General features: G+C 61.0%; 25 protein-coding genes. 19 read left to right on the top strand and 6 right to left on the bottom strand.

What is annotated here, in order from left to right:
• The first annotated feature begins 65 nt into the window (after positions 1–65).
• The 10 genes from ACSBLW_RS18060 (at position 66) to dtd (ending at position 10,783) form a co-directional block, all read left to right on the top strand.
• On the top strand, positions 66–1,346 hold the full coding sequence (locus ACSBLW_RS18060) for a pseudouridine synthase (protein WP_435257987.1): 1,281 nt from the start codon (positions 66–68) through the stop codon (positions 1,344–1,346).
• A gap of 271 nt (positions 1,347–1,617) precedes the next feature.
• The gene (locus ACSBLW_RS18055) at positions 1,618–2,496 is read left to right on the top strand and encodes a 5-bromo-4-chloroindolyl phosphate hydrolysis family protein (protein WP_435257986.1); all 879 of its coding nucleotides are present in this window, start codon (positions 1,618–1,620) and stop codon (positions 2,494–2,496) included.
• Between the two features lie 31 nt (positions 2,497–2,527).
• On the top strand, positions 2,528–3,709 hold the full coding sequence (locus tag ACSBLW_RS18050) for a toxic anion resistance protein (protein ID WP_435257985.1): 1,182 nt from the start codon (positions 2,528–2,530) through the stop codon (positions 3,707–3,709).
• Between the two features lie 9 nt (positions 3,710–3,718).
• Positions 3,719–4,666, top strand: a complete 948-nt coding sequence (locus ACSBLW_RS18045; RefSeq protein WP_435257984.1) for a DUF2927 domain-containing protein — start codon at positions 3,719–3,721, stop codon at positions 4,664–4,666.
• Positions 4,667–4,696: 30 nt separating this feature from the next.
• Positions 4,697–5,797, top strand: a complete 1,101-nt coding sequence (locus ACSBLW_RS18040) for an SPFH domain-containing protein (protein WP_435257983.1) — start codon at positions 4,697–4,699, stop codon at positions 5,795–5,797.
• A 74-nt stretch (positions 5,798–5,871) separates the two neighbouring features.
• Positions 5,872–6,972, top strand: coding sequence for a primosomal protein N' (replication factor Y) - superfamily II helicase (locus ACSBLW_RS18035; protein ID WP_435257982.1), 1,101 nt, complete (start codon positions 5,872–5,874; stop codon positions 6,970–6,972).
• A gap of 88 nt (positions 6,973–7,060) precedes the next feature.
• Positions 7,061–8,305: a lytic murein transglycosylase gene (locus tag ACSBLW_RS18030; protein ID WP_435257981.1), complete on the top strand. Its 1,245-nt coding sequence runs from the start codon at positions 7,061–7,063 to the stop codon at positions 8,303–8,305.
• Positions 8,306–8,379: 74 nt separating this feature from the next.
• Entirely contained in the window at positions 8,380–9,366 is a 987-nt protein-coding gene (locus tag ACSBLW_RS18025; protein ID WP_435257980.1) for a phosphoribosylaminoimidazolesuccinocarboxamide synthase, read from the top strand.
• Positions 9,367–9,428: 62 nt separating this feature from the next.
• Positions 9,429–10,352: a carbohydrate kinase family protein gene (locus ACSBLW_RS18020; protein ID WP_435257979.1), complete on the top strand. Its 924-nt coding sequence runs from the start codon at positions 9,429–9,431 to the stop codon at positions 10,350–10,352.
• The gene (dtd, locus tag ACSBLW_RS18015) at positions 10,349–10,783 is read left to right on the top strand and encodes a D-aminoacyl-tRNA deacylase (protein ID WP_435257978.1); all 435 of its coding nucleotides are present in this window, start codon (positions 10,349–10,351) and stop codon (positions 10,781–10,783) included. Before ACSBLW_RS18020 ends, dtd begins: the two co-directional genes overlap by 4 nt.
• A 50-nt stretch (positions 10,784–10,833) precedes the next feature.
• Here dtd and ACSBLW_RS18010 read toward each other — a convergent pair whose 3' ends face one another.
• Entirely contained in the window at positions 10,834–11,325 is a 492-nt protein-coding gene (locus tag ACSBLW_RS18010) for a GreA/GreB family elongation factor (protein ID WP_435257977.1), read from the bottom strand.
• Positions 11,322–11,768 carry an NUDIX domain-containing protein gene (locus ACSBLW_RS18005; RefSeq protein WP_435257976.1) on the bottom strand — a complete coding sequence of 149 codons (447 nt, stop codon included), beginning with the start codon at positions 11,766–11,768 and terminating at the stop codon, positions 11,322–11,324. The genes ACSBLW_RS18010 and ACSBLW_RS18005 overlap by 4 nt, the downstream gene beginning before the upstream one ends.
• Before the next feature lie 78 nt (positions 11,769–11,846).
• On the opposite strand from ACSBLW_RS18005, the gene ACSBLW_RS18000 reads away from it, so the two are divergent.
• The 6 genes from ACSBLW_RS18000 to ACSBLW_RS17975 all read left to right on the top strand — a co-directional run bounded on the left by ACSBLW_RS18000 (position 11,847) and on the right by ACSBLW_RS17975 (position 18,638).
• Positions 11,847–12,587, top strand: coding sequence for an esterase/lipase family protein (locus tag ACSBLW_RS18000; RefSeq protein WP_435257975.1), 741 nt, complete (start codon positions 11,847–11,849; stop codon positions 12,585–12,587).
• 123 nt (positions 12,588–12,710) lie between these two features.
• Positions 12,711–14,492, top strand: a complete 1,782-nt coding sequence (aspS, locus tag ACSBLW_RS17995; RefSeq protein ID WP_435257974.1) for an aspartate--tRNA ligase — start codon at positions 12,711–12,713, stop codon at positions 14,490–14,492.
• Positions 14,492–14,962 (top strand): DUF1993 family protein, encoded by a 471-nt coding sequence (locus tag ACSBLW_RS17990; RefSeq protein WP_435257973.1) that lies wholly within the window; start codon positions 14,492–14,494, stop codon positions 14,960–14,962. The genes aspS and ACSBLW_RS17990 overlap by 1 nt, the downstream gene beginning before the upstream one ends.
• A 98-nt stretch (positions 14,963–15,060) precedes the next feature.
• Positions 15,061–16,425, top strand: a complete 1,365-nt coding sequence (locus ACSBLW_RS17985; RefSeq protein ID WP_435257972.1) for a DUF1800 domain-containing protein — start codon at positions 15,061–15,063, stop codon at positions 16,423–16,425.
• 4 nt (positions 16,426–16,429) lie between these two features.
• Positions 16,430–17,629 carry a DUF1501 domain-containing protein gene (locus ACSBLW_RS17980; protein WP_435257971.1) on the top strand — a complete coding sequence of 400 codons (1,200 nt, stop codon included), beginning with the start codon at positions 16,430–16,432 and terminating at the stop codon, positions 17,627–17,629.
• 295 nt (positions 17,630–17,924) lie between these two features.
• Positions 17,925–18,638 carry a GNAT family N-acetyltransferase gene (locus ACSBLW_RS17975; RefSeq protein ID WP_435257970.1) on the top strand — a complete coding sequence of 238 codons (714 nt, stop codon included), beginning with the start codon at positions 17,925–17,927 and terminating at the stop codon, positions 18,636–18,638.
• A 31-nt stretch (positions 18,639–18,669) separates the two neighbouring features.
• On the opposite strand, the gene ACSBLW_RS17970 is transcribed toward ACSBLW_RS17975, so the two are convergent.
• The gene (locus ACSBLW_RS17970; protein ID WP_435257969.1) at positions 18,670–19,494 is read right to left on the bottom strand and encodes a response regulator; all 825 of its coding nucleotides are present in this window, start codon (positions 19,492–19,494) and stop codon (positions 18,670–18,672) included.
• Between the two features lie 36 nt (positions 19,495–19,530).
• Between ACSBLW_RS17970 and mce the strand changes: the two genes are divergently transcribed.
• Genes mce through ACSBLW_RS17955 form a run of 3 tightly spaced genes read left to right on the top strand, consistent with a single transcriptional unit; the run spans position 19,531 to position 20,707 of the window.
• Positions 19,531–19,935: a methylmalonyl-CoA epimerase gene (mce, locus tag ACSBLW_RS17965; protein WP_435257968.1), complete on the top strand. Its 405-nt coding sequence runs from the start codon at positions 19,531–19,533 to the stop codon at positions 19,933–19,935.
• A complete protein-coding gene (locus tag ACSBLW_RS17960; protein ID WP_435257967.1) occupies positions 19,932–20,216 on the top strand; it encodes a DUF1467 family protein in 285 nt (94 codons plus the stop codon). The genes mce and ACSBLW_RS17960 overlap by 4 nt, the downstream gene beginning before the upstream one ends.
• Complete coding sequence (locus ACSBLW_RS17955) at positions 20,216–20,707, top strand: GNAT family N-acetyltransferase (RefSeq protein ID WP_435260153.1); 492 nt, start codon at positions 20,216–20,218, stop codon at positions 20,705–20,707. Before ACSBLW_RS17960 ends, ACSBLW_RS17955 begins: the two co-directional genes overlap by 1 nt.
• Here ACSBLW_RS17955 and ACSBLW_RS17950 read toward each other — a convergent pair.
• From ACSBLW_RS17950 to ACSBLW_RS17940, 3 genes are all read right to left on the bottom strand, one after another.
• A complete protein-coding gene (locus tag ACSBLW_RS17950) occupies positions 20,683–21,549 on the bottom strand; it encodes a DMT family transporter (RefSeq protein WP_435257966.1) in 867 nt (288 codons plus the stop codon). The genes ACSBLW_RS17955 and ACSBLW_RS17950 overlap by 25 nt on opposite strands.
• Before the next feature lie 70 nt (positions 21,550–21,619).
• Positions 21,620–22,249, bottom strand: a complete 630-nt coding sequence (locus ACSBLW_RS17945) for an aminotransferase class IV family protein (protein ID WP_435257965.1) — start codon at positions 22,247–22,249, stop codon at positions 21,620–21,622.
• Positions 22,207–23,343 carry an aminodeoxychorismate synthase component I gene (locus ACSBLW_RS17940; protein ID WP_435257964.1) on the bottom strand — a complete coding sequence of 379 codons (1,137 nt, stop codon included), beginning with the start codon at positions 23,341–23,343 and terminating at the stop codon, positions 22,207–22,209. The genes ACSBLW_RS17945 and ACSBLW_RS17940 overlap by 43 nt, the downstream gene beginning before the upstream one ends.
• Between the last annotated feature and the right edge of the window lie 160 nt (positions 23,344–23,503).

The following is a 23,503-nucleotide window of genomic DNA, read 5'->3' as shown; positions in this document are numbered from 1 at the left end:
ATACTGTCAGGTTTCGCGGGCCCCAACGCCCCCCAATTTCCGATTAGCGCCGAAGGTCGCCTCCCATGTCCGAAAAGACAAGCCCCCCGAAATCCAGTCGGCCCCGGAAAGACCAACCTTCAGACAATGCAAGGGCAGCCAAACCAAGGCCGAAAGCCGCTACAACGACGGAACCGAAAAGCACCGAAGGTGACCGCATCGCCAAAGTCCTGTCGCGTGCTGGCATTTCTTCACGGCGAGAGGCGGAACGTCTGATTGAGGCGGGCGAAGTCAAAGTAAACGGAAAACTTGTGACGTCACCGGCCCTGAACGTCACTGCGAAAGACAAGATCACTGTCTCTGGCAAACCCGTCGGCGCCCCCGAACCAGCACGGCTCTGGCTTTATTACAAACCCGAAGGGCTCGTCACCTCGGCCTCAGACGAGAAAGGGCGGGAAACTGTCTTTGACAATTTGCCCGAGGATATGCCCCGCGTCATGTCGGTTGGCCGCCTCGACCTTAACTCGGAGGGCCTGCTTCTTCTGACCAATGATGGCGAACTGAAACGCCGCTTGGAATTGCCTTCGACGGGATGGTTGCGGAAATACCGGGTGCGCGTCAAAGGCAACCCGACAGACCCCGATCTGGAACCGCTTAGGAAGGGGATGACCATCGAGGGGGAGCGTTTTCAGCCGATGGACGTTATCCTTGATCGACACCAAGGCGCGAACGCGTGGCTTACGGTCGGGCTGCGCGAAGGGAAAAATCGGGAAATCCGCCGCGCAATGTCTGAAATCGGGCTGACCGTGAACCGGCTGATCCGCGTCAGTTATGGCCCGTTCCGCCTGAACGAGTTGAAGCCGGGCGAGGTTGAGGAAATTCGCGCGCGCATTTTGCGTGAACAGCTTGGGCAGTTGCTTCCCGACGATCAGGGCGATGCAGAAAGCCGCCCCAAAGTCACACGCGCGCCACGCAAGCCTGCGGCAACCGAAGAGACGCGGCGCAAGACGGCACCCTATGGGCAGCGCAGATCGGATGAACGCGAAAAGCGGTCAGCCGACAAGGACGTGCCCCCACGGGCAAAAACGGGACCAAAGCGCAGCGAACGCAGACCGTCCGACGAGGCCGAAACGCCCGGTCGCGTGACAAGTGCGAAAGGGCGTGAGGGATTGCGGAAACTTTCGAATGCCTGGAGTGACATTACCGAGGGCAAAGATCGCTCGGCGCCATCAAAACCAAAGTCTGCGCGACCAACAGACCGCAAGAACGCCACCGAAATACCTGCACCAAAAACGAGCCGGGCAAAACCTGCATCGCCATCGGGCCCCCGCCGTAACGCTCCAACCTCGCCAAAGCGTGGACGATGACCATCCCGTCATCAATTGGCCCCAGGCAGGAACTGGCCGGTTGTTGATGCGTTCCATACAAGCAAAGAGGGGGAAGGACTTGGAACCCTTCCCCCTCTTCTTGCTCTGGAATGGCTTACCCCCATCTCCTATACTCTGATACAGTATTTCAGCCCGTCGCGGGCAAGTGCGATCAAAAAGGGGCATGGATGTCCGCTAAGTCTTTGCAAAACCTATCTTTCGTCCTGCTTTTGGGCCTAACAGCCTATGTCGCATTCGGGGCTGGCCTCTGATGGCGCAGCGCTTTGGCGGAAAGTTCAGTCCGAATTCTCAAACGACGACACAGCCGGCAAAGTCCAGCACGAACCCGTTTGACCATCGCCAACCAACCCGCGCCGGAACAAAATCGACCCTTCTTTTTGTGGCCGCGTTGCTGTTCGTGCCCTCCGCCTTCGGTGGCACGCCGCGCGAACTTCTTTTGGGTTTGGGCGCGACGGGTTTGATGTTGCTTTCCGCATGGCTGACGCGTGAAGGCTTGACCGCAGAAGCCGCATACGAGTCCAGAACCGTTGCACGACGTCCGGCCTTTCCACGCAAGATCGTGGGGGCCATCCTGACGGGAACGGCCCTGGCCTCGGGCACGCTGATGTCAGATGGACCAGCGGTCTACGCCATTCTTTTCGGGATCGTGGGAAGCGCACTCCATTTGGGCAGCTTCGGGATGGATCCGCTGAAAGACAAAGGTGCTGAAGGCATCGACAGTTTCCAGACTGACCGCGTGGCGCGGGCCGTGGATGAGGCCGAGAAGCTTTTGTCTGCCATGCGTGACGCCATTCTGCGCGCACGCGACCGCCAGCTTGAGGCTCGCGTCGACCGTTTTTCCAGCACGGCGCGCGCGCTTTTTCGTACGGTCGAGCAAGACCCGCGTGACCTGACCGCAGCCCGCAAATACCTGTCTGTCTATCTGATGGGGGCCCGCGACGCGACGGTGAAGTTCGCCGATCTCTATGCGCAGACGCGCGACCCAAAGGCGCGCAGCGACTATGAAACCCTGCTGGACGATCTTGAAACCACCTTCGCAGACCGCTCACGCAGCCTGCTTGCCGATAACAAGACGGACATGAACGTCGAAATCGAGGTGCTGCGCGAACGGCTGCAGCGCGAAACCTGACTTATAGCCAATATCCACCAGTGAGAGTGCCATGACCCAAACGACTCAACAACAAGCGACCCAAGCCTTGGCCCAGTTGGAAGCTGTGACGGCTGTTATCCTGCCAGAACCCGGTGGCGAGATTGTTCCGCTTGAGGCTGCGTCGGCAGGCAAGGCCGCCGAAATCCGCCAGCGTATGGGCGAGTTGGACATGGCCAACACCCAATCCATCATTTCCTTCGGGTCAAAGGCGCAAGCTGAACTTCAGGTCATCAGTCAGGAAATGCTGGCCGATGTGAAGAACAAGGACGTCGGCCCTGCCGGCGATAGCCTGCGCCAGATCGTGACCACGATCCGTGGCTTTTCATCACAAGAACTGGATCTGCGCCGCGAACGCAGCTGGTGGGAAAAACTGCTGGGCCGCGCCGCACCCTTCGCAAAATTTGTCGCCCAATACGAAGATGTTCAGGGCCAAATCGACAAGATCACCGAAAATCTGCTCAAGCATGAACATACCTTGCTGAAAGACATCAAATCGCTTGATGTGCTTTATGCCAAGACCTTGGATTTCTACGATGAATTGGCGCTCTATATCGCAGCAGGCGAAGCAAAGCTGGCCGAGACAGACGCCAAGGACATTCCAGCAAAGGAAGCCGAGGTCAAAGCAGCGCCAGAATCGGATCAGGTGATGAAGGCGCAAGAATTGCGTGACCTTCGCGCCGCACGGGACGATCTTGAACGGCGCGTCCATGACCTGAAGCTGACCCGTCAAGTCACCATGCAATCGCTTCCGTCGATCCGGTTGGTGCAGGAAAACGACAAGAGCCTTGTTACCAAGATCAACTCGACGCTCGTAAACACAGTGCCGCTGTGGGAAACCCAGTTGGCGCAGGCGGTCACGATTCAGCGTTCTCGCGAGGCAGCCGATGCCGTGCGTGACGCCAATGACCTGACGAACGAACTTTTGACCAAAAACGCCGATCATCTGCGCGAAACCAACCGCGTTGTGCGCGAAGAAATGGAGCGTGGGGTCTTTGACATCGAAAGCGTCAAACGCGCGAACGAACAGCTTATTGCCACGATCAATGACAGTCTGGCCATCGCGGACGAAGGTAAGGCGCGTCGCGCTGCCGCAGAAACCGAATTGCAGAAAATGGAAGCTGAACTTCGCGATACGCTTGCCTCTGCCAAGGCGCGCACCAGTGGCGTTGGCAGCAGCCATTCGGCAGGCTAAGAACGGTTCATGATCGCACGCCTTCGTTCCCTTCTGTGCCTGATGCCTGCCGCAGCCCTCGTGCTTTCGGCCTGCGTCAGCCCACAAGCGCCCCGGACATCCCCGCCATCGGTGCCGCGCCCGGCACCCGTGGCGCCGACATTGCCACCGTCTGCCGCCAGCAATGCCGTGCGGCTGCATTTCACAAAAGTGCAGGAAGAATTGTTGGGTATGGGCCTGTTGCGGACAGATGGCGGCGATCGTGACACCCCCTATACTGATCGTCAACTTGCGGAAAACTTTATCCGCATCGCTCTTTATGACGAATACGCCCGTGGCCCCGGCGGCCCCGTTCAGCGCCAGACCGAAAGCCGCCTGCGCCGTTGGGAACAGCCTGTGCGCGTCGCCTTGCGGTTTGGCCCAACGGTTCCGGCAACCATGCGGGCAACCGATACGGCGCGGATCCGCTCTTATCTCGCGCGGCTCAGCCGGATCACGGGTCACCCCATCACCGTTTCTGATGCTTCCCCCAATTTCACGATCCATATCGTAAACGAAGACGAACGCCGCGCTCTTGGCTCGCAAATCCAGCAATCTCTGCCGGGTCTGACCTCGGGTGAAGTTGCAGGCATCACCCAGATGCCCCTTTCGACCTATTGCCTTGTCTATGCCATGTCCGATGGCACATCTGGCCGTTACTCGCGCGCGGTCGCCGTCATCCGCGCTGAACATCCCGATCTTCTGCGCCTTTCCTGCATTCATGAAGAAATCGCTCAGGGGCTTGGGCTGGCGAATGACAGCCCGCGCGCCCGCCCATCGATCTTTAACGACGATGAGGAATTCGCGCTTTTGACTGGGCAAGACGAACTGATGCTGCGGATGCTGTACTCGCCCGAGTTGCGCCCCGGCATGACCGAATACGAAGCCCGCCCGATCATCCAAAACCTTGCGAAACGGCTGATCGGCGGCGAAAGTTGACCCTCAACCATTGGCACAAAGGAGAAGCCCATGGTCTTTGATTTTCTAAAGGGCGAATTCATCGACGTCATTTCTTGGCTGGATGACACGCGGGATACGATGGTCTGGCGCTTTGAACGCCGGGGCCAGGCGATCAAATATGGTGCGAAGCTGACCGTGCGCGAAGGCCAAGCGGCCGTGTTCGTGCATGAGGGTCAATTGGCCGACGTCTTCGGCCCCGGCCTTTACATGCTTGAAACCAATAACATGCCGATCATGACCACCCTTCAGCACTGGGATCATGGGTTCGACAGCCCCTTCAAGTCTGAAATCTATTTCGTCAACACGACCCGGTTCAACGATCAGAAATGGGGCACCAAGAACCCGATCATCTGCCGCGATCCGGAATTCGGGCCTGTCCGCATCCGCGCCTTTGGCACCTATTCGATGCGCGTCAGCGACCCCGGAGTCTTCCTGCGGGAAATCGTCGGCACCGATGGGGAATTTACCGCTGATGAGGTGTCCTACCAGATCCGTAACATCATCGTTCAGGCGTTCAGCCAGACCATCGCCAAATCTGGCATTCCGGTGCTGGACATGGCGGCCAACACCGGCGATCTGGGCCGGATCGTGACCGCTGCCATCAACCCGGCCGTGTCAGCCTATGGACTTGAACTGCCCGAATTTTACATCGAAAACATCAGCCTGCCAGAAGAAGTCGAAAAGGTGCTCGACAAGCGCACCTCGATGGGCATCGCGGGGGATCTGAACAAATACATGCAATTCAATGCCGCCGAAGGCATGGCCAACCCGGCAAGTGGCGCAGGCGCCATGATGGGGGCCGGAATGGCCGCAGGCATCGGCGCGGCGATGGCCCAGAATATGGGCCCATGGGGGGCTGCCCCGCAGGCCGCCTCTGCTCCGCCGCCGCCGCCTCCACCAGCGGCTTCCACCGTCTGGCATCTAGCCGAAAATGGCGCAATCAAAGGGCCGTTCGACGAAGCGACGCTTGCGCAGATGGCCCTATCCGGCCAGCTGTCGCGCGCTACAATGGTTTGGACCGCTGGTCAGGATGGCTGGAAAATGGCCGCAGATACGGCGCTGAAACGGCTGTTCGATTCTGTGCCGCCGCCCCCGCCCCCATCGGTGTAAGCATCTGGAAAGGCGGCTATGACGGGCCGCCTTTCCTTTGAAAACCCTCTTGATTGCGTCATCGGACCCCGAGAATGTCTGCAGAAGAACATCGCTGGCCCTGCGCGCAATGCGGCGCCGATCTGCGCTTTTCTCCCGAGGATGGCGTCCTGAAATGCGACCACTGTGGCTATACACAGGCACTGCCGGATGCCCCGCCCGCTCGGCTTTCCCCCCTGCGGGAACTTGATCTCTATGATGCCTTGAAGGACGGCCTTGCGCCTTCGGATCTGGAACAGGTGCGGATCACGCCCTGTCCGTCCTGCGGCGCACAGGTAGAGTTCCGTGGCGCGACTCATGCCACAGAATGCCCCTTTTGCGCCACGCCCGTCGCCATCGGCACCGGAACAGAACGCCGGATCAAGCCTCAGGCCCTTCTGCCCTTTGCAATAGACGAACGCACAGGCCGCGAGGAAATGGTGAAATGGCTGGGCAACCTCTGGTTCGCGCCCAACGGGTTGGTCGAGTACGCCCGTAAGGGGCGCGCCCTTTCGGGGCTTTATGTGCCCTACTGGACCTTTGATGCCGCCACACGCAGCCGCTATTCAGGGGCGCGAGGCGAACACTATTATGAGACACGGACGGTCACGGTTCAGGTCAATGGTCGCCATGAACAACGTCAGGAACGTGTCCAGAAAACCCGTTGGTACAACGCTGCCGGCTGGGTAAGCCGCCGTTTTGACGACATTCTCGTTCTGGCAAGCACATCCATTCCGCGCCGCTACACCGATGCTTTGGCACCTTGGAACCTGAATGATCTAACCCCCTACAACCCCGATTATCTGGCGGGCTTCACGGCCGAGGGCTATACCGTCAGCCTATCCGACGGGCAGGCTATTTCCCGACAGATCATGGCCGCACAGATTGACCGCGATGTTCGGGCGGATATCGGTGGCGATGAACAACGGGTTGACCGGATCGACACCGCCTATTCCGCAGAAACCTTCAAACACATCCTGCTGCCGATCTGGATGGCCGCCTACAAATACAACGGCAAGACCTACCGCTTTGTCGTCAACGGGCAAACCGGCAAGGTCCAAGGCGAAAGACCGTGGAGCGCCTGGAAGATTGCCTTCGCTGTTCTGTTGGCAGCCGTCATCATCGGCACGATCATTTACTTCAATCAAAATGCCTAGGCGGGTTTCCCCGCCTTGCCTTTCAGACATCTCAGAATTCGTTTAGTTTCAGCCATATACAACGCTCATACCAATCGGAGTTTCCCACATGTCCGTTTCGCGCCGCTTTGTTGGATTGGGCCTCACAGCGATGGCCTTGACGGGCTGTGTCAGCTCTGGCGGAACTGCGCAAACCAAGGCCAGCAGCGCGGCCCCCGGCATGCGGCCGGTGCCGAATGCCGGATATGATCAATGGGTCCAAGGTTTCCAGTCCCGCGCCGCCGCGCGCGGCATCCCGCAAGCCACCATCAATTCGGCCTTCCGCGGCGCGGGCTTTTTGCCCGGTGTCATCGACCGTGACCGGAACCAGACCGAGTTCTCCCGGACCTTGGAAGATTATCTTGCCATTGCCGCCAGTCCAGAGCGTGTGGCCAAAGGGCGTGCGGCCTTGGCCCGCCACCGCGGCACATTGAACGCGATCGAAAGCCGCTTTGGTGTTGAGGCCGAAGTGGTCGCCGCGGTTTGGGGTCTGGAAAGCCAGTATGGTGAACGCCGGGGCGATATCAATGTCATCTCTGCCCTCTCTACACTGGCCTATGACGGCCGGCGCGGCGCGTTTTTTGAAAGCCAATTGATTGCTGCCCTGCGCATCCTCGCCAATGGCGACACCTCGCCCGCCAATATGACAGGCAGTTGGGCCGGGGCTATGGGCCACACCCAGTTCATCCCAACGTCTTACCTGCAATTCGCCGTCGATTTCACTGGCGATGGGCGGCGCGACATCTGGTCGGCTGACCCAACCGATGCCTTGGCCTCTACAGCCGCCTACCTGTCTCGCTCTGGCTGGCGCAAAGGCCAACCTTGGGGATATGAGGTCCGCTTGCCCACGGGGTTCAACACTGGGCTAGCGGGACGCGGCAAAGGCAAGTCGGCCGATGCATGGTCCGCTCTTGGCGTCAGAAAGGCAGATGGCGGAAGCCTTCCGGGCTATAGCGGTTCAATCCTTTTGCCTCAGGGGGCAAATGGCCCGGCCTTCCTGATCACCTCGAATTTCAATGCCATCGCCCGTTACAACAATGCGGTCAACTATGTGATCGGCGTCGGTCACCTCTCCGACCGTTTGGGCGGCGGTGGGCCGATCAAGGGCAATTTCCCGCCAGATGCCCAAGGCATGACCATCGCCGACCGCCAGGAGTTGCAGCGTCGTCTGACCGCCGCAGGCTTTGACACCGAAGGATCTGACGGCGTGATCGGGGCCAAAACCCGCGCCGCGATCGAGGCGTTCCAACGCTCTCGCGGCCTCACGATAACGGGTGAGCCGTCGATGGAGTTGTTGCTTTTGTTGCGGCGCTAGCCCTTTCGAGCCTTTTCACGTTGACAGCCGCAGGCCAAGGCGCGATAGCCCCCCGCAACCGACCGGAGGCCCGAATGACCCGCCAGATCGACCTGTCCCGCGTTTTGCCCCATGCCCGTATCGAGGAACTGCCGAACCCATATTTCGGCAAGGTTCGCGATTGCTATGATCTGCCCGCGACGGCCGAACATCCGGGCGGCACCCGTATTCTGATTTCATCCGACCGGATCAGCGCCTTTGACCGCATCTTGGCAGCGATCCCGTTCAAAGGTCAGGTGCTGACCCAGACGGCAAAATACTGGTTTGAACAGACCGCTGACATCGTCCCGAACCATGTTGTGGCCTATCCCGACCCCAATGTCGTGATCGGCAAGCGCGTCGATATCCTTCCTGTCGAAATCGTCGTGCGCGGCTATCTGGCGGGCACCACTTCGACCTCGGTGCTGACTCAATACAAAAAGGGGCAGCGGACAATGTATGGCCACACCCTTCCCGATGGCCTGCGCGACAATCAAGCCTTGCCCCAAGCCATTTTGACGCCAACGTCCAAGGCCTTTGACGGCGGCCATGATGAACCCCTGACGCCCACCGAAATCGTCGAGCAAAACCTGCTGACCCAAGCGCAATGGGATGAAGTGTCGGGCTATGCGCTTGCACTCTTTGCGCGCGGCCAAAAGATGGCAGCGGAACGCGGGTTGATCCTGGTCGATACCAAATACGAATTCGGTCTGGATGCTGAAGGCCGCATCATCATCGCCGACGAAATTCACACACCGGATTCCAGCCGCTATTGGCTGGCAGATGGCTATCAATCCGCATTCGAGGCCGGCACAAGACCACCCAGCTTTGACAAGGATGTGATCCGGTCGTGGGTGGTCGCGCGCTGCGACCCGTACAAGGACGACATCCCGCATATTCCCGATGAAATGATCGCCCAAACCGCCAATGTCTATATTGATGCCTTTGAGGCGATCACCGGACAAAGCTTCATGCCCGACCTGACAGGTGAAACGCCTCTTGACCGGATCAGAAAGAACCTGTCACCTTGGTTCAAGGGTTGAATGATTGCGCTAACATGCGCATGAACATCTATTGAACAACACCGGATTCGGGGGATCGAAGGATGATACTCAGCTGTGGCGAAGCCTTGATTGACATGCTTCCTCGCGTCTCGACCGAAGGCGAGCCCGCCTTTGCACCCTATGCCGGAGGTGCGGTGTTCAACACGGCCATTGCTCTGGGGCGCTTGGGTGCGCCTTCTGCCTTCTTCTCGGGCGTCTCAAACGACATGCTGGGCGAGATTCTTGCTGATACGCTTACGGCGTCGAAAGTCGATATCTCGATGCTGGCCCGCTCGGACCGCCCGACCACCGTGGCCTTCGTCAAGCTTGTGAACGGGCAGGCAACCTATGCCTTCTACGACGAAATGACCGCGGGACGGATGCTTTCGGTCGACCAGTTGCCCGACCTGCCCAGCGCCGTCGACACGCTGTTTTTCGGGGGCATCAGCCTTGTGAACGACCCGGCCGCCAGCACCTATGAGGCGCTTCAGGCCCGCGAATGCAATGCTCGCGTGACAATGATCGACCCGAATATCCGCCCCGGCTTTATCGCGGGCAAAGAAGGCGAATACCGTGCCCGGATCGAACGCATGATCAGCCGCGCCGATATCGTCAAACTCTCTGACGAAGATCTGCATTGGCTGGAAGGCAAAGGCGATGTCGTAACGCTCGCCCGCCACATTCTTGCGTCAGGGCCAAAACTCGTTTTCATCACCGAAGGGGCCGAAGGTGCCCGCGCGGTGACGGCGACACAGAACCGCTTTGTCGCGGCCACCAAAGTAACCGTCGCAGACACTGTGGGCGCAGGCGATACGTTCAACGCAGGCGCCTTGGCGGCTTTGCATGACGCAGGCGTGCTGACAAAGCATTCCTTGTCCTCTTTGTCCGACGACGTTCTGGACGCGGCCCTTTCCTTGGGCACACGCGCGGCAGCCGTCACGGTCAGCCGCCCCGGTGCCAACCCACCCTGGGCGAACGAGTTGTGAGAGCGGTTCTTCAACGCGTCTCTCGCGCGTCGGTCACTGTGGAAGGCAAGGTGGTCGGGGAGATTGGCCACGGCCTGCTGATTCTTGTCTGCGCCATGCAAGGGGATGATGAGACCAAGGCCGATCAACTGGCCGCCAAAGTCGCCAAAATGCGGATCTTCAAGGACGATGCCGGGAAGATGAACCTTTCCGTCCGCGATGTCGGTGGCTCGGCCTTGATCGTCAGCCAGTTCACTCTGGCAGCAGACCTGCGTGGCAACCGCCCCGGATTTTCCACCGCCGCCGCGCCGGACGAAGGCAAGCGCCTTTATGAGTATTTCACCAAGAGAATGCAGAGCGAAGGCGTTCCAACCGCCAACGGAATCTTCGGTGCAGATATGGATGTCAGCCTGAACAACGACGGCCCCGTGACCATCTGGATGGATGTCTAGACCAAAATCCTTTCAAGAATTTTGCAATTTTCTTGAAAGAAAATTGGCGCTTACGGCCTCTCGATGCGCAAGATTTCCAACGCGACCACGCCTGCCGGCCGTTTCCATTGAACGACATCCCCGACGCCTGCTCCAATCAGCGCACGCGCCAAAGGGGACTGCGGCGCGATCCAGCCCTTGGACGCATCGGCCTCGTCCTCGCCGGTGATTTCATACCGCACTTCCCGGCCATCCTCATCGACAACCTGCACTGCCAGACCAAAACCAACCTCGTCCATCGCGGCAGTGCCAGGGTCGATCACGATGGCCGATCGCAACCGGGCCTCAAGATAACGAATGTCCCGTTCGGCAGCGGCCTCGGGCAGCTTGTCCAGCCTGTCTGGCCGCGCGCGCAATAGCCCCAAATCCTCTTGTCTTGCCAACAAGCGCGCCTGCAAATCCGCCAGCCCTCGCGGTGTCACCCAATTCGGATGCGGCGAAATCGGCAGATCCGGCAAAGGCTCCAAAGAGCCGTCCCCTTCTTTGACAAAGGCCCGGCTCATCCCACGATCTCCTCAAGCGGATCATAAAAGATCCCCTCCCCCCAGACCGCCCGGACCAACCCATCCGGCTTGAACCGGATCGTCGCCATCTCTTCTCTTGAAAAGAACCGCCGTTCCGTCACCACTCCCTCGGGGTCTGCCCAATCCTGCCGGATCTGTCCTGCAACAATCTCGGCCCGGAAAAACAGCTCCACCTGATGAAAGCCGCTTTTGGGGTCGTGAAACTCGTTCACCAGAACCGGTTCCCCGACCTCAATCTGAAGACCCGTTTCCTCTTCAACCTCTCGCGCCAGATTAGCGGGCAGACTGCTGCCTGCCTCGACCCCGCCCCCCGGCGCGCACCACAGATCCGATTTGCCGCCGGGATAGGCATTGACCAGCAAAAGCTGGTCGTCTGCGACGATCAGGGCCCGAACGGCCAAACGTGGAGAGCGCGTTTTCATGCCGCGCAGCCTGTGACGCGACGGCGGTTTTGTCCATGCCCCCTTTTCTTCCTGCGGCCTTCCCCCCAGATTGACCTGATGGTCCGAACCCTTGCCGCATTCCTCGCTTTTCTGACTCTCTCCGCCGCGCCATCGCAGGCGGATTGCGTTGTATTGTTGCATGGTCTGGCTCGCACGGATTCATCACTTCTGCTGGTGGCCGAGGCCTTGGAGGACAAGGGGTTCAGAACCGTCAACCAGGGTTACCCTTCAACTGATCAACCAATCGGCTCTTTGGCCGATTTCGTGGGCCTTGGTATAGAGGCCTGCGCCCTTGCCCCAGAGGAAAAGCTTCACTTCGTGACCCATTCGATGGGCGGCATCTTGGTGAGGCTTTACCTGCGCGACCATCGGCCCGCCAATCTGGGCCGGGTCGTGATGCTCGCCCCGCCAAATCAGGGGTCAGAACTCGTCGATGCGCTGCGAGAGATCGAGCCGTTCAACTGGGTAAACGGGCCTGCAGGGGCGCAACTTGGCACAGACGCGGCCTCTGTGCCGCTGAACCTGCCCCCTGTCGATTTCCCCTTGGGCGTCATCGCCGGGGATCGCTCGCTGAACCCGGTCTATTCTGCCCTGATCCCCGGTCGGGATGACGGCAAGGTTTCGGTCGCATCAACCAAGGTCGAAGGCATGGCCGCGCATCTGACCCTTCCCGTCACCCACACATTCCTGATGTTGAACCCGCTGGTTCTGGAACAAACGGCACTGTTCCTGCAGACCGGCGCTTTTGACCCCGAACTGGGCTATGTGCAGGCGCTAAAGGGCCTGATCAGCCCCTGAAAATCCGCGCAATGGCACCTTCGCGGCCCATGACCAAAGGACTTGCTTGACTTCGCGCGCGCCAAGAGGTGTATCGGGCCGGATGAATTCTGCCCGCTACGGGCCCCGGAAAAGGGAAAAACGATGCACGCCTATCGCAGCCACACCTGCGCCGCCCTGAACAAAGCCCATGTGGGCGAAACGATCCGCCTCTCGGGCTGGGTCCATCGCGTACGCGATCACGGCGGGGTGCTGTTCATCGACCTGCGCGACCATTACGGCATTACCCAAGTTCTCGCCGACAGCGACAGCCCGGCCTTCAAGGCAATGGAAAAAGTTCGCGCCGAATGGGTCATCCGCATTGATGGCCGGGTCAAGGCCCGCGACGCAGCCCTCGTGAACCCGAAAATCCCGACGGGCGAGATCGAGGTCTATGTGACCGATCTGGAAGTTCTCGGCCCCGCCGAAGAACTGCCGCTTCCGGTTTTTGGCGAAGCAGAATACCCCGAAGAAACCCGCCTGACCTATCGCTTCCTCGACCTGCGCCGCGACACCATGCACCAGAACATGATGCTGCGGTCAAACGTCGTCCGCTGGCTGCGCCAAAAGATGTGGGATCAGGGTTTCAACGAATTCCAGACGCCGATCATCACCGCCTCCAGCCCCGAGGGCGCCCGCGACTTCCTCGTGCCCTCGCGCCTGCATCCGGGCAAGTTCTACGCCCTGCCCCAAGCCCCTCAGCAGTTCAAGCAGCTGATTCAGGTCGCAGGCTTTGACCGTTACTTCCAGATCGCGCCCTGCTTCCGCGACGAAGACCCCCGCGCCGACCGCTCGCCCACCGATTTCTACCAGTTGGATATCGAGATGAGCTTTGTGACGCAGGAAGACGTCTTCAACGCCGTCCAGCCCGTGCTGCAAGGACTGTTCGAACATTTCGGCAAGGGCCGCAAGGTTTACGCCGACTGGCCGCTGATCGCCTATCGCGACAGCCTCAAATGGTACGGGTCAGATAAGCCCGACCTGCGCAACCCGATCAAGATGCAGGATGTGTCGGAACACTTCCGCGGCTCGGGCTTTGCGATCTTCGCCAAGCTTTTGGAAAACGAAGGCACCGAGATTCGTGCCATCCCCGCCCCCACCGGCGGCAGCCGCAAGTTCTGCGACCGCATGAACGCCTTTGCCCAAAGCCAAGGTCTGCCCGGTATGGGCTATATCTTCTGGCGCAAGGCCGAAGACGGCTCGGGCATGGAAGCTGCTGGCCCCTTGGCCAAGAACATCGGCCCTGAACGCACCGAAGCCATTCGCTTGCAACTGGGCCTGAATGAAGGCGACGCCGCCTTCTTCCTTGGCGGCAAGGCCGAACAATTCGAGGCCGTCGCCGGCCGCGCCCGTAACGTGATTGGCGAGGAACTGGGACTGACCGAAAAGGACTGCTTCCGCTTCGCCTGGATCGTCGACTTCCCGATGTATGAAAAGACCGACGACGGCAAAATCGACTTCTCGCACAACCCCTTCTCGATGCCGCAAGGCGGACTTGAGGCACTGCAGGGCAACCCGCTGGACGTCTATGCCTACCAGTATGACCTTGCCTGCAACGGCTACGAGGTCATCTCGGGCGGCATCCGCAACCACAAGCCGGAAATCATGTACAAGGCCTTTGAACTGGCCGGTTACCCGAATTCCGAAGTGGACAAGCGGTTCGGCGGCATGGTCAAGGCGTTCAAATACGGCGCTCCGCCCCACGGCGGTTGCGCCGCGGGCATCGACCGTTTGGTGATGCTCTTGGCCGACACCTCGAACATCCGCGAAGTCATCATGTTCCCGATGAACCAGCGCGCCGAAGACCTGCTGATGAACGCGCCTTCGGAACCCACGAACGAACAACTGCGTGAATTGCGCCTGCGAGTCCTGCCGAAAGAGGCGTGATGTACGACGCCGCTGTCCCGCCCCTTCTCCATTACCTTGGCCAGATCGCCAAGATGGTCGAGCGGGCGGGAGAGGCGGCGCTGGATGCGCGAATTGCGGACAGCTTTTCCGCCCGCCAACATTTCCTGACAGCCGCCGGGTTTTCCCTGCGGCTGACCTATCCCCTTCTGGGGCGCGAGCCACCCGATCTGCCTGCCGAAATCGGGCCGCGCCTTGCCACAGCGCGGGCGCGGCTTTTGGACCTGCGTCCAGAAGATTTTGACGGCGCAGACAGCCGGATGATCCGCCATCGCGCGGGCTTTGCCGATCTGGAACAGACGGGACAGGATTACGTCCATCTTTACGCGCTTCCCAACTTTTTCTTCCATGTCACAATGGGTTACGCCTCGTTGCGCAACGCAGGCGTCCCCATCGGCAAGGGCGATTTTGACGGCTTTCACAGCTATCCGGCAGATTTCCGCTTTTCCTGAAAACGGATCGCTGCCAATCACCTTTCGTCTCTCTCTGGCGATCCCCATATCAGGGCTATACTGATCGGGAATCCCAGCCTTTGTCGGAAAGCGCCAGAATGCCAGACACAGCGATAGTTGCCTTTCGGTTCGGCTTTGGGCTGCCGCTTCCAAAGGGTGCGGCGGTCGAGCCAAATGCCATGGTCGAGGCCCTGACCAGACCGGACAGCATGCGCAATCGCTTTCCCTCGGTCACGTCAGCGGAACTGTTCCCGGTAATGGATGAAATCCAGGATTGGCTGAAAATCCGGCGGCGCGGCAGTCCCGAAGACTCCAAAGCCGCTGCCGCCAAAATCCGCGAATTGACCGCCCAGATCGCCGCAAAGACAGAACTTGGCCTTCGAACGGCGATGGCACGCGCTTTGGACGCGCCCGACGATTTGCGCGAACGACTGGTGCTTTTCTGGGCCGATCACTTCACCACCACCGCCCGAAACCGCTATGCCGCAGCCCTGCCCGTCACCCATCTTGACGAAGCGATCCGCCCCAATCTGGCTGGAAAGTTCGAGGATTTGCTGATCGCGGCAACCCTGCATCCCGCCATGCTCGATTACCTCGACCAAACCTCCAGCGTCGGCCCGAATTCGCCCTTTGGCCAAAGAAAGAACAAGGGGCTGAACGAAAACCTCGCCCGCGAATTGATCGAACTTCACACGATGGGGGCGGGCACAGGCTATACGCAATCCGATGTGCGAGAATTGGCCGAGCTTTTGACCGGGGTCTTTGTCGCAAAAGACGGCTTCCGCTTTGCAGCGGCCCGCGCCGAACCGGGGCCGGAAACCGTGCTGGGCACAACCTATAAGGGGTCGAAACTGGAACCCATCCTCGCCGTTTTGCGCGATCTGGCCCGGCGCCCCGAAACCGCCCGTCATCTGGCCACAAAGCTGGCGGTTCATTTCGTCAGCGACACCCCTGACCCCGCGCTCGTCTCGTCCATCGAAACCGCATGGCAAGAGTCGTCTGGCGATTTGCCCACCGCCTATCGCGCCCTGCTGAACCATCCTTCTGCATGGCAGGCCCCCGCGACCAAGGCCCGTCAACCCTTTGAATACCTCGTGGCGGCGCTGCGGGCGATGGGCTTGACCGGCAGCGACATGATGGCCCTTCCAACCCGTGATCTGCGCCGCGCCATCATGGTCCCCCTGCGCCAGATGGGGCAGCCGTGGCTTTCCGCGCCCGGTCCGGATGGCTGGCCCGAAGCCCCAGAACGCTGGCTGAACGCCCCCGGTCTGGCGGCCCGCATCACATGGGCGATGGAGCAACCCTTGCGCCTGCTGTCCTCTCCACCCGACCCCGAAACGCTCATGCAACGCGCGCTTGGGCCACGCATCAGCACAGCCCTCGCTTGGGCCGTTCCCAAGGCTGAAACCCAACGCAGCGGCCTTGGACTTGTCCTTGCCTCGCCCGAATTCAATCGAAGGTAACTCGATGGACCGACGCAAATTCCTTCGTGGACTGGCCACCGCCGCCTGCTCTACTGCGGCCCATCCTTGGCTGACCACCGTCACCCTGGCCGGGTCAGAGGACAGCCAGCTTCTTGGCGAAAACCGCCTTGTCGTCGTCATCCTGCGCGGCGCGATGGATGGCCTCGACCTGCTTCGACCAACCTTCGAGCCTGACCTTGCCCGCTACCGCCCCAGCCTGATGCAAGACACCCTTCCGCTCGACAACCGCTTTGCCCTGCATGGCAGCTTACACGCGCTCTTGCCGCTTTGGACCTCGGGCGAACTGGGCTTTGTCCACGCCACCTCCACCCCCTACCGGGACCAACGCTCGCATTTTGACGGTCAAGACATTCTTGAGGCCGGCACCGGGCTCGACCTGCCCGACGCGGCCATCCGAGACGGCTGGCTGAACCGGGTGCTGCAATCCGTCCCCGGCCTGACCTCGGAAACCGCCTATGCCATCGGGCGCGACGCCATTCCGCTCCTTGCGGGGGATGCGCCCGTGGTCAACTGGACGCCCGAGGTGACGCTTGACCTGAGTGCACAGACCAAATTGCTGCTTGATCACATCTACCATGATGACGACCTCTTTCGGGAAGCGGCGACCGAGGCAATGGCCGTCGCCGAAGAGGCCGCACTGTCGATGATGGCCGCCCCTGCCGATGGGCAGACTGACCGGGCGCTGAAAGGCATCGACAGGCTTGCCGAATTCGCCGCCCGCCGCCTGCGAGGGCAAACCCGCATCGCGGCCTTTTCGCTGACAGGCTGGGACACCCACCGAAATCAAAGCGGCAGCTTTCATCGCCCCCTTGGGCAATTGGAACGTGTCATCTTGCAAATGAAATCCGGTCTCGGCCCCGAGGTCTGGGGCAAGACCGTGCTGCTGGCCATGACAGAATTCGGAAGAACCGTGGCCGAAAATGGCAACAAAGGCACCGATCACGGCACGGGTGGGGCAATGGTCTTGGCAGGCGGTGCTTTGCGCGGCGGCCGCGTCATGGGCCAATGGCCGGGGCTGGACGAAGCCTCACTTTACGCGCGACGTGACCTGATGCCCACCAGCGACGTGCGCGCTTGGGCCGCCTGGGCCATGCGCAGCCTCTTTGGCCTTGACCGCAGCCTTTTGGAAACCTCCATCTTTCCGGGTCTCGATATGGGCAATGATCCGTCGCTGTTGCTCTGATCCCGAAAAGATTTGTGCAAAGCGCGGCTCAACGGGATTTTGTTCAGCAGCAAGCCCTGCCAACAACCAGCACTGTCAGAGGCACCCAGACGCCGTGAACGGCCCAAACTCCGGCCCGCTGGAAAACCCCCGGCTTTTTCTGAAAATCAACCTTAGTCATTATGATTGCAGCCTTTTTGACACCGCCCCCGCGTGAGGAAAGCGCATATCTTGTGCCATTTCGGCGCGTTTCCCGGTTGCGCTTTGCGGCGTTTCGGGCAGAACTGACCAAAAGTCGCAGGCAGGAAGGTAAACCATGACTCAGGACGCACGTTTGGGCACCCCCGTTCCCGGTTGGACCCCACCGCCGCGTCCGGGGCGCCAGATCCTCGAAGGACACCGCGTCCGGCTAGAACCGCTTGATGCCGACAGTCATGCCGCTGACCTCTTCCGCAGCTTTTCCGGTCATGATGACTTGTGGGATTACATGCCCTATGGCCCGTTTTCTTCGGCCAGCGCCTACCATCGCTGGGCCAAGGAAAATCAGGGCAAGGACGATCCAGTGTTCTTCGCGATCCGCAATCTTGCCACGGGCCATGCCGAGGGCGTCGCCAGCTTTTTGCGAATTTTCCCAGAGGCAGGGTCGATCGAAGTTGGCCATATCTGCCTGTCTCCGGCACTCCAGCGCGGTGCCGCCGCGACCGAGGCGATGGCCCTGATGATGGAATGGGCGTTCTCCGTCGGCTACCGCCGTTATGAATGGAAGTGCAATGCGCTGAACACCCCGTCCCGGCGTGCGGCCCAACGGCTGGGCTTCAATTACGAAGGCGTCTTTCGCAACCATATGGTCATCAAGGGCCGCAATCGGGATTCCGCATGGTTCGCAGTGATCGACAGCGACTGGCCCGCCCTGAAAGAAGCGTTTTCTGCATGGCTTTCGCCGTCGAATTTCAATGCCTCTGGCCAGCAGAAAGAACGGCTCTCCGACCTGACCAGACTGGTCCGTCAGGCCAGCGATCCCGCCCTTTAGTCCGCGCCCGGCCCAGCAGCGGCGAGACGGATCAAATCACCCCCGCCGCGTTCAACCGCGCAGACAAGGCCGCCTGAACTGGCGCAAGCGAGGCCCCGGTCTTGTCCAAAAGACGCGCCGCTTCTCTCAGGGTCGCATCGCCCGTGCTGCGCGCAAGGCCTTGCAGAAACCCGGCAAGGTAATGTCGCTGGTCGGCGCTATCCGGCTCTTCCAGAACGGCAAGGGCATGGCGCAGATCATCTGCCAAGGCCATAGGGTCGGCCTCGGCCTTTTCCTTATCCGCCGAGACGACCTTAAACCTGCTGGGCAGATGCGAAAGAACATCCCCTTGAAACACCGCCAGACCCGGCAAGGGCTTTGCCCAAAACCGGCAGGCCCCCGCGCGCCGCGATGACAACGCCCCTGCGGGATCACCGCTCGTTGCGATAACCACCATGCCTTGCCCGGCAAATTCGGCAATCAAATCCTCACCCTTGCCATCCGGCAGGCCCAGATCAACGATCACGACATCGGGGCGGTAGGTTTTCAAATGGGCGCGGGCGGCTGCGATGGTTTCGGCCCGCCTCATTCGCGCGCCCGACCTTTGGCACATCAATCGCAGCGCGTCAGAGGTAAACCGACTGTCCTCCACCAGCAGAATCGTCACACCAGACAAGGGCAACGCCCCCCGCTCGGGAACCAGCATCCCTTGAACTGCGGCTTGCAGTCCAAGCCCTCCAGTCCCGTTTCCCATCGGCATCGGCGCTCCTCCTGCCAGACCAGACCTCTCCGCATTGACCGATAAAACCGCTAAGATCGCGTTAATTGCCGTCCCTGCGTCAGCCTGCCCCTTGCCGCGCACGGATGCGATGCCCATAACCCCAGCAACCCACCACGAAGGAAAGTCAAAGCCATGATCGGACGCCTGAACCACGTCGCCATCGCAGTCCCTGATCTGACTGCCGCCTCGGAACAATACCGTGCCACCCTTGGGGCAAAGGTCGGCGCGCCTCAGGACGAACCCGATCACGGTGTGACCGTTGTCTTCATCGAATTGCCGAATACGAAGATCGAACTTCTTTACCCTCTGGGGGAAAACTCCCCGATCAAGGGCTTTCTGGAAAAGAACCCCTCGGGCGGCATCCATCACATCTGCTATGAAGTCGAAGACATCCTCGCTGCGCGTGACCACCTGAAGGCCTCCGGCGCCCGTGTGCTTGGGTCTGGCGAGCCGAAGATCGGCGCGCATGGCAAGCCGGTTCTGTTCCTGCACCCCAAGGACTTCAACGGCTGCCTCGTGGAGCTTGAGCAAGTATGACGATCACCGCCGCCCTCGTCCTCTATGCCGTGACGTGGTTCATGACCTTCTTCATCGTGCTGCCGCTCCGCCTGACGACGCAGGGCGATGTCGGCGACGTTGTTCCCGGCACGCCCCGCGGCGCACCGCACAGTGAAAATGTTGGCAAAAAGGCCAAGATCACCACGCTGATCGCGACGGTGATCTGGGCAATACTTGCCAGCATTATCATTTCGGGCATGATCTCGGTCCGCGATTTCGATTGGCGCCACGTCATGCCCCCAGCCTCTGAAAGCCAGTGATGGACATTCGTGAACTCGACCCGGTGAAAGATCGCACAGCGGTCGAGTCGCTTCTGACCGAGGCGCAGGATTACTACCATCTGTGGAAGGGCATGGCGCCGGGAGAGGAGGAAATCGACGATTTCCTCGCCGGTGGCCCGCCGAATTACGACGTCGAACGCTCGCACCGTCTGGGGCTTTATCTGGACGGCAGGCTCAGCGGCGTGGCCGAGCTTTCCTTCGGCTTCCCCGAAGCGGGCAATGCCTATCTTGGCCTGATGATCCTCGCGCCCCGCGCGCGCTCATCGGGAAACGGGCAGGCTTTCCTCGCGCATGTCGAGGCTTTGGCCAAGGCGGGGCAATCGCCCATGCTTTATCTGGCCGTTCTGGAAAAGAACCAACGCGGCCGCGCCTTTTGGGACCGTATGGGTTTTGTGCCCACAGGCATCATGCGTGAAACGGTTGAAAACGGCATTCCCCACCGGGTCTACCGCTTGGTCAAGACCTTCTGAAAGCTGGCCAAACCAACGCCCCCCAGCACCAGCGCCGCCGCGATGGCAAAGCGCAGGCCGACACCCTCGCCAATCAACAAGGCCCCCCCTGCGGCGGCAATCAGCGGCACGGTCAGTTGGGCAACCCCTGCCCTTGCCGCCCCCAAGGATGGCACCAGCCCATACCACAGCGCATAGCCAAGGCCCGAGGTGACAGCGCCCGAAAGCACCGCAAGCCAGATCCCCCTTGCCTCTGCAGGCATGGCCTCGGGGCTCACAGGCAAAGCCAGCACCAGCAGAAAGGCCACGGGCACCGCCAGCACGAAATTCCACGCGGTCGCCCCCAGCGCATCCTTGGCCTTGCGCCCGGCCAGCGAATAGATGCCCCAGCCAATTCCTGCGACCGCCATGGTGACGCCCGCCTGAACCGAGGGCACGGCCGCACTTCCCGGCGCCATCAGCACAACCAGCCCGGCAAAGGCCAGCCCCGCCCCCAACCACCGCCGAGGCGGCACAGCCTCGCGCCCGATCACCGCGCCTGCAAACATTGTCACCTGCACCGCGCCAAACAGGATCAAGGCGCCAACGCCCGCATCCAGCGTCAGATAGGCCACGGAAAAGGCGAACAGATAGACCAGCAGACCCAAGACGCCCGCCCCGCGCCCGGACCATCCCGGCCAGAACGCCCCCCCGCGCAAGGCCCTCAGGCCAACCAGCACGCCCAGCATCCCCGCCCCTGCCAAAAGCCGGATCACGGCAAAGCCCAAGGGGTCAATCAACCCTCCTCCCACCGCCATCCGGTTCAGTACCGAATTCGCGGCAAAGGCCAGCATCGCCACGGCGGTCAGCAAAAACAGTCTCATTGAACCGCCCCTTCCAAGGCCCCTTTGGCGGACGGCGGGTGGGCGGGTGGGGCCGTCCGGCAAAGGGGCCTCATGCGCCCACCCAAACCGCTGGCATCAGACCCCGCAAGGCATTGCCCACCCACAGCTTCACCCGTGGCAAATCCTCAACGCGCAAAATCTCTTCCGGGCAGTTCAGTTCCGCCCGCAACACCCCCGGCAACAGGCCAGACGACAAGGGTGGCGTCCGCATCCCCTGCCCGCGATCGAAAAACACCGTGGTGATCGTGCCATCACAAACCTCGCCGCGCTCATTCAGAAAGACCACCTCGTCCAGCCCCTCGGCCAAATCCGTCCGCGCCCGGTCATAAACCGCCCGCTTCGTCGTCTTCACCCGCAACCACATATCGTCCGAGGCCAGACGCTCTGCCGCCAACCCCACCCGCCATTCCGCCTTGGCCGGGGGCAAGGCACCCAGCTCCAGCGCAGCCTCGCCCGCCGCATCCACCGTCAGCCGCAGCCGCGCCGGGCTATCCGGGAACCCCGCCGAAAGAGCCCGTCGCGCCCCCGGCATCGGATCGGCCCAACCCAGCGCCTCGGCGCTCCGCTCCAGCCGGGCCAGATGCAATGCCAGCCGGGGAAGAACCTCCCCCGTCCAAAGCATCGTCTCAATCAGCTTCAGCCCCGGCTCACCAGCCGCTGTGCGTAGCGTGCCTTCCACAAAGCCTCCTCCCATTCGCCCTCATCGGTGGAATCATAAACCACCCCGCCACCGACATTCAGCAACACCTCGTCGCCAAACAGCCGGATCGTGCGAATGCCCACATTCCAGCACTGGCCACCGTCAGGGCCCGCCCATCCGATTGCCCCGCAGTAAACGCCGCGCGGGTTGGGCTCCACCTCGCGAATGATCTCCATCGCCCGGATCTTCGGCGCCCCAGTGACCGAGCCGCAAGGGAACAGTGCCGTCATCACCTCGGGCAACCCCGCGCCCCCCAAGAGCTGCCCCTGCACCCGGCTCGACATCTGATGCACCGTCGAAAAGCTTTCCACATAGAACAGCTCCGGCACCTTGACCGAGCCAACCTTGCTCATCCGCGCAATGTCGTTTCGCAACAGGTCCACGATCATCAGGTTCTCGGCCCGCACCTTCTCGCTTGCCCGCAAGCTCGCCTTCAGCATCGCGTCATCCACCGGGTCATCTGACCTTGGTGCAGTCCCCTTCATCGGGCGGCTTTCAATCACCCCATCCTCGACACGGAAAAACAACTCGGGCGACCGTGACACGACAACCGGCCCCACGCCAATATCGACAAAAGCCCCATAGCCCACCGGATGCCCGGCCCGCAGCGCCCCATAAAGGCCAAGCGCCGTGGCTCCCGACAGGCGCGAGGCCATCGGGAAGGTCAGGTTGATCTGATAGCAGTCCCCCGCCGCGATATAGGCCTTCACTCGCGCAAATGCCGCATCGTAGTCGGCCCGCGTCACCTGCGGCTCCAAGGTGGCAAGGCTGGCGCCCCGCCCCTCTTCCGCCGCCTGCACGAAAACCGCCGCCGGATCGTCGACCGCCTCAAAAGCTGCCAGCGCCACCAAAGGCTCGCGTTGCCCTGCGGGCATCAGCGCCGCCAGCTTCGGCTCCAGCGCATATCCCGCCTCATAGCCAACCGTTCCGGCCACCCACAGCCCCCGCGCCCGCGCGGCCTCGGCCGCTGCCAGCGCTGGCAGAACCTCATCGGCCGACCACGCCGAAAACACCTCGACCGGTCGCTGGAACAGCGCCGCTTTTCCGCCCGGTCCATGTTCAAGAATGATCAACGATCACACCCCCTTGCCTGAAAACGGACTTAGCACGCCCCCCCCATCTCGAACAGATCGCATCCGACCCTTCCATGAAGGGTTGCGCCGCCCGACCGATGCCCTTAAACCCCCGTCAATTTGCGAACGCGACGAATCCATGTCCCGCACCCTACACAGG

Origin of the sequence: Thioclava sp. FR2 (genome assembly GCF_051200875.1) — a bacterium.
Classification (GTDB): domain Bacteria; phylum Pseudomonadota; class Alphaproteobacteria; order Rhodobacterales; family Rhodobacteraceae; genus Pseudotabrizicola.
Note: the sequence above shows the minus strand (reverse complement) of the source record. Positions and strands in the feature narration are given on the sequence as shown.

Excerpts from the sequence above, each read along its gene's own strand:
- ACSBLW_RS17970 (WP_435257969.1), bottom strand. The coding sequence starts at position 19,494 with ATGGGCATCGCATCCGTGCGCGGCAAGGGGCAGGCTGACGCAGGGACG.
- ACSBLW_RS17985 (WP_435257972.1), top strand. The coding sequence starts at position 15,061 with ATGCCAGACACAGCGATAGTTGCCTTTCGGTTCGGCTTTGGGCTGCCG.
- ACSBLW_RS18045 (WP_435257984.1), top strand. The coding sequence starts at position 3,719 with ATGATCGCACGCCTTCGTTCCCTTCTGTGCCTGATGCCTGCCGCAGCC.
- ACSBLW_RS18025 (WP_435257980.1), top strand. The coding sequence starts at position 8,380 with ATGACCCGCCAGATCGACCTGTCCCGCGTTTTGCCCCATGCCCGTATC.
- ACSBLW_RS18030 (WP_435257981.1), top strand. The coding sequence starts at position 7,061 with ATGTCCGTTTCGCGCCGCTTTGTTGGATTGGGCCTCACAGCGATGGCC.
- ACSBLW_RS18005 (WP_435257976.1), bottom strand. The coding sequence starts at position 11,768 with ATGAAAACGCGCTCTCCACGTTTGGCCGTTCGGGCCCTGATCGTCGCA.
- ACSBLW_RS18010 (WP_435257977.1), bottom strand. The coding sequence starts at position 11,325 with ATGAGCCGGGCCTTTGTCAAAGAAGGGGACGGCTCTTTGGAGCCTTTG.
- ACSBLW_RS17950 (WP_435257966.1), bottom strand. The coding sequence starts at position 21,549 with ATGAGACTGTTTTTGCTGACCGCCGTGGCGATGCTGGCCTTTGCCGCG.
- ACSBLW_RS17960 (WP_435257967.1), top strand. The coding sequence starts at position 19,932 with ATGACGATCACCGCCGCCCTCGTCCTCTATGCCGTGACGTGGTTCATG.
- ACSBLW_RS18055 (WP_435257986.1), top strand. The coding sequence starts at position 1,618 with ATGGCGCAGCGCTTTGGCGGAAAGTTCAGTCCGAATTCTCAAACGACG.
- ACSBLW_RS18050 (WP_435257985.1), top strand. The coding sequence starts at position 2,528 with ATGACCCAAACGACTCAACAACAAGCGACCCAAGCCTTGGCCCAGTTG.
- ACSBLW_RS18000 (WP_435257975.1), top strand. The coding sequence starts at position 11,847 with ATGGTCCGAACCCTTGCCGCATTCCTCGCTTTTCTGACTCTCTCCGCC.
- ACSBLW_RS17990 (WP_435257973.1), top strand. The coding sequence starts at position 14,492 with ATGTACGACGCCGCTGTCCCGCCCCTTCTCCATTACCTTGGCCAGATC.
- mce (WP_435257968.1), top strand. The coding sequence starts at position 19,531 with ATGATCGGACGCCTGAACCACGTCGCCATCGCAGTCCCTGATCTGACT.
- aspS (WP_435257974.1), top strand. The coding sequence starts at position 12,711 with ATGCACGCCTATCGCAGCCACACCTGCGCCGCCCTGAACAAAGCCCAT.
- ACSBLW_RS17955 (WP_435260153.1), top strand. The coding sequence starts at position 20,216 with ATGGACATTCGTGAACTCGACCCGGTGAAAGATCGCACAGCGGTCGAG.
- ACSBLW_RS18035 (WP_435257982.1), top strand. The coding sequence starts at position 5,872 with ATGTCTGCAGAAGAACATCGCTGGCCCTGCGCGCAATGCGGCGCCGAT.
- ACSBLW_RS18040 (WP_435257983.1), top strand. The coding sequence starts at position 4,697 with ATGGTCTTTGATTTTCTAAAGGGCGAATTCATCGACGTCATTTCTTGG.
- ACSBLW_RS17975 (WP_435257970.1), top strand. The coding sequence starts at position 17,925 with ATGACTCAGGACGCACGTTTGGGCACCCCCGTTCCCGGTTGGACCCCA.
- ACSBLW_RS17980 (WP_435257971.1), top strand. The coding sequence starts at position 16,430 with ATGGACCGACGCAAATTCCTTCGTGGACTGGCCACCGCCGCCTGCTCT.
- ACSBLW_RS18060 (WP_435257987.1), top strand. The coding sequence starts at position 66 with ATGTCCGAAAAGACAAGCCCCCCGAAATCCAGTCGGCCCCGGAAAGAC.
- ACSBLW_RS18020 (WP_435257979.1), top strand. The coding sequence starts at position 9,429 with ATGATACTCAGCTGTGGCGAAGCCTTGATTGACATGCTTCCTCGCGTC.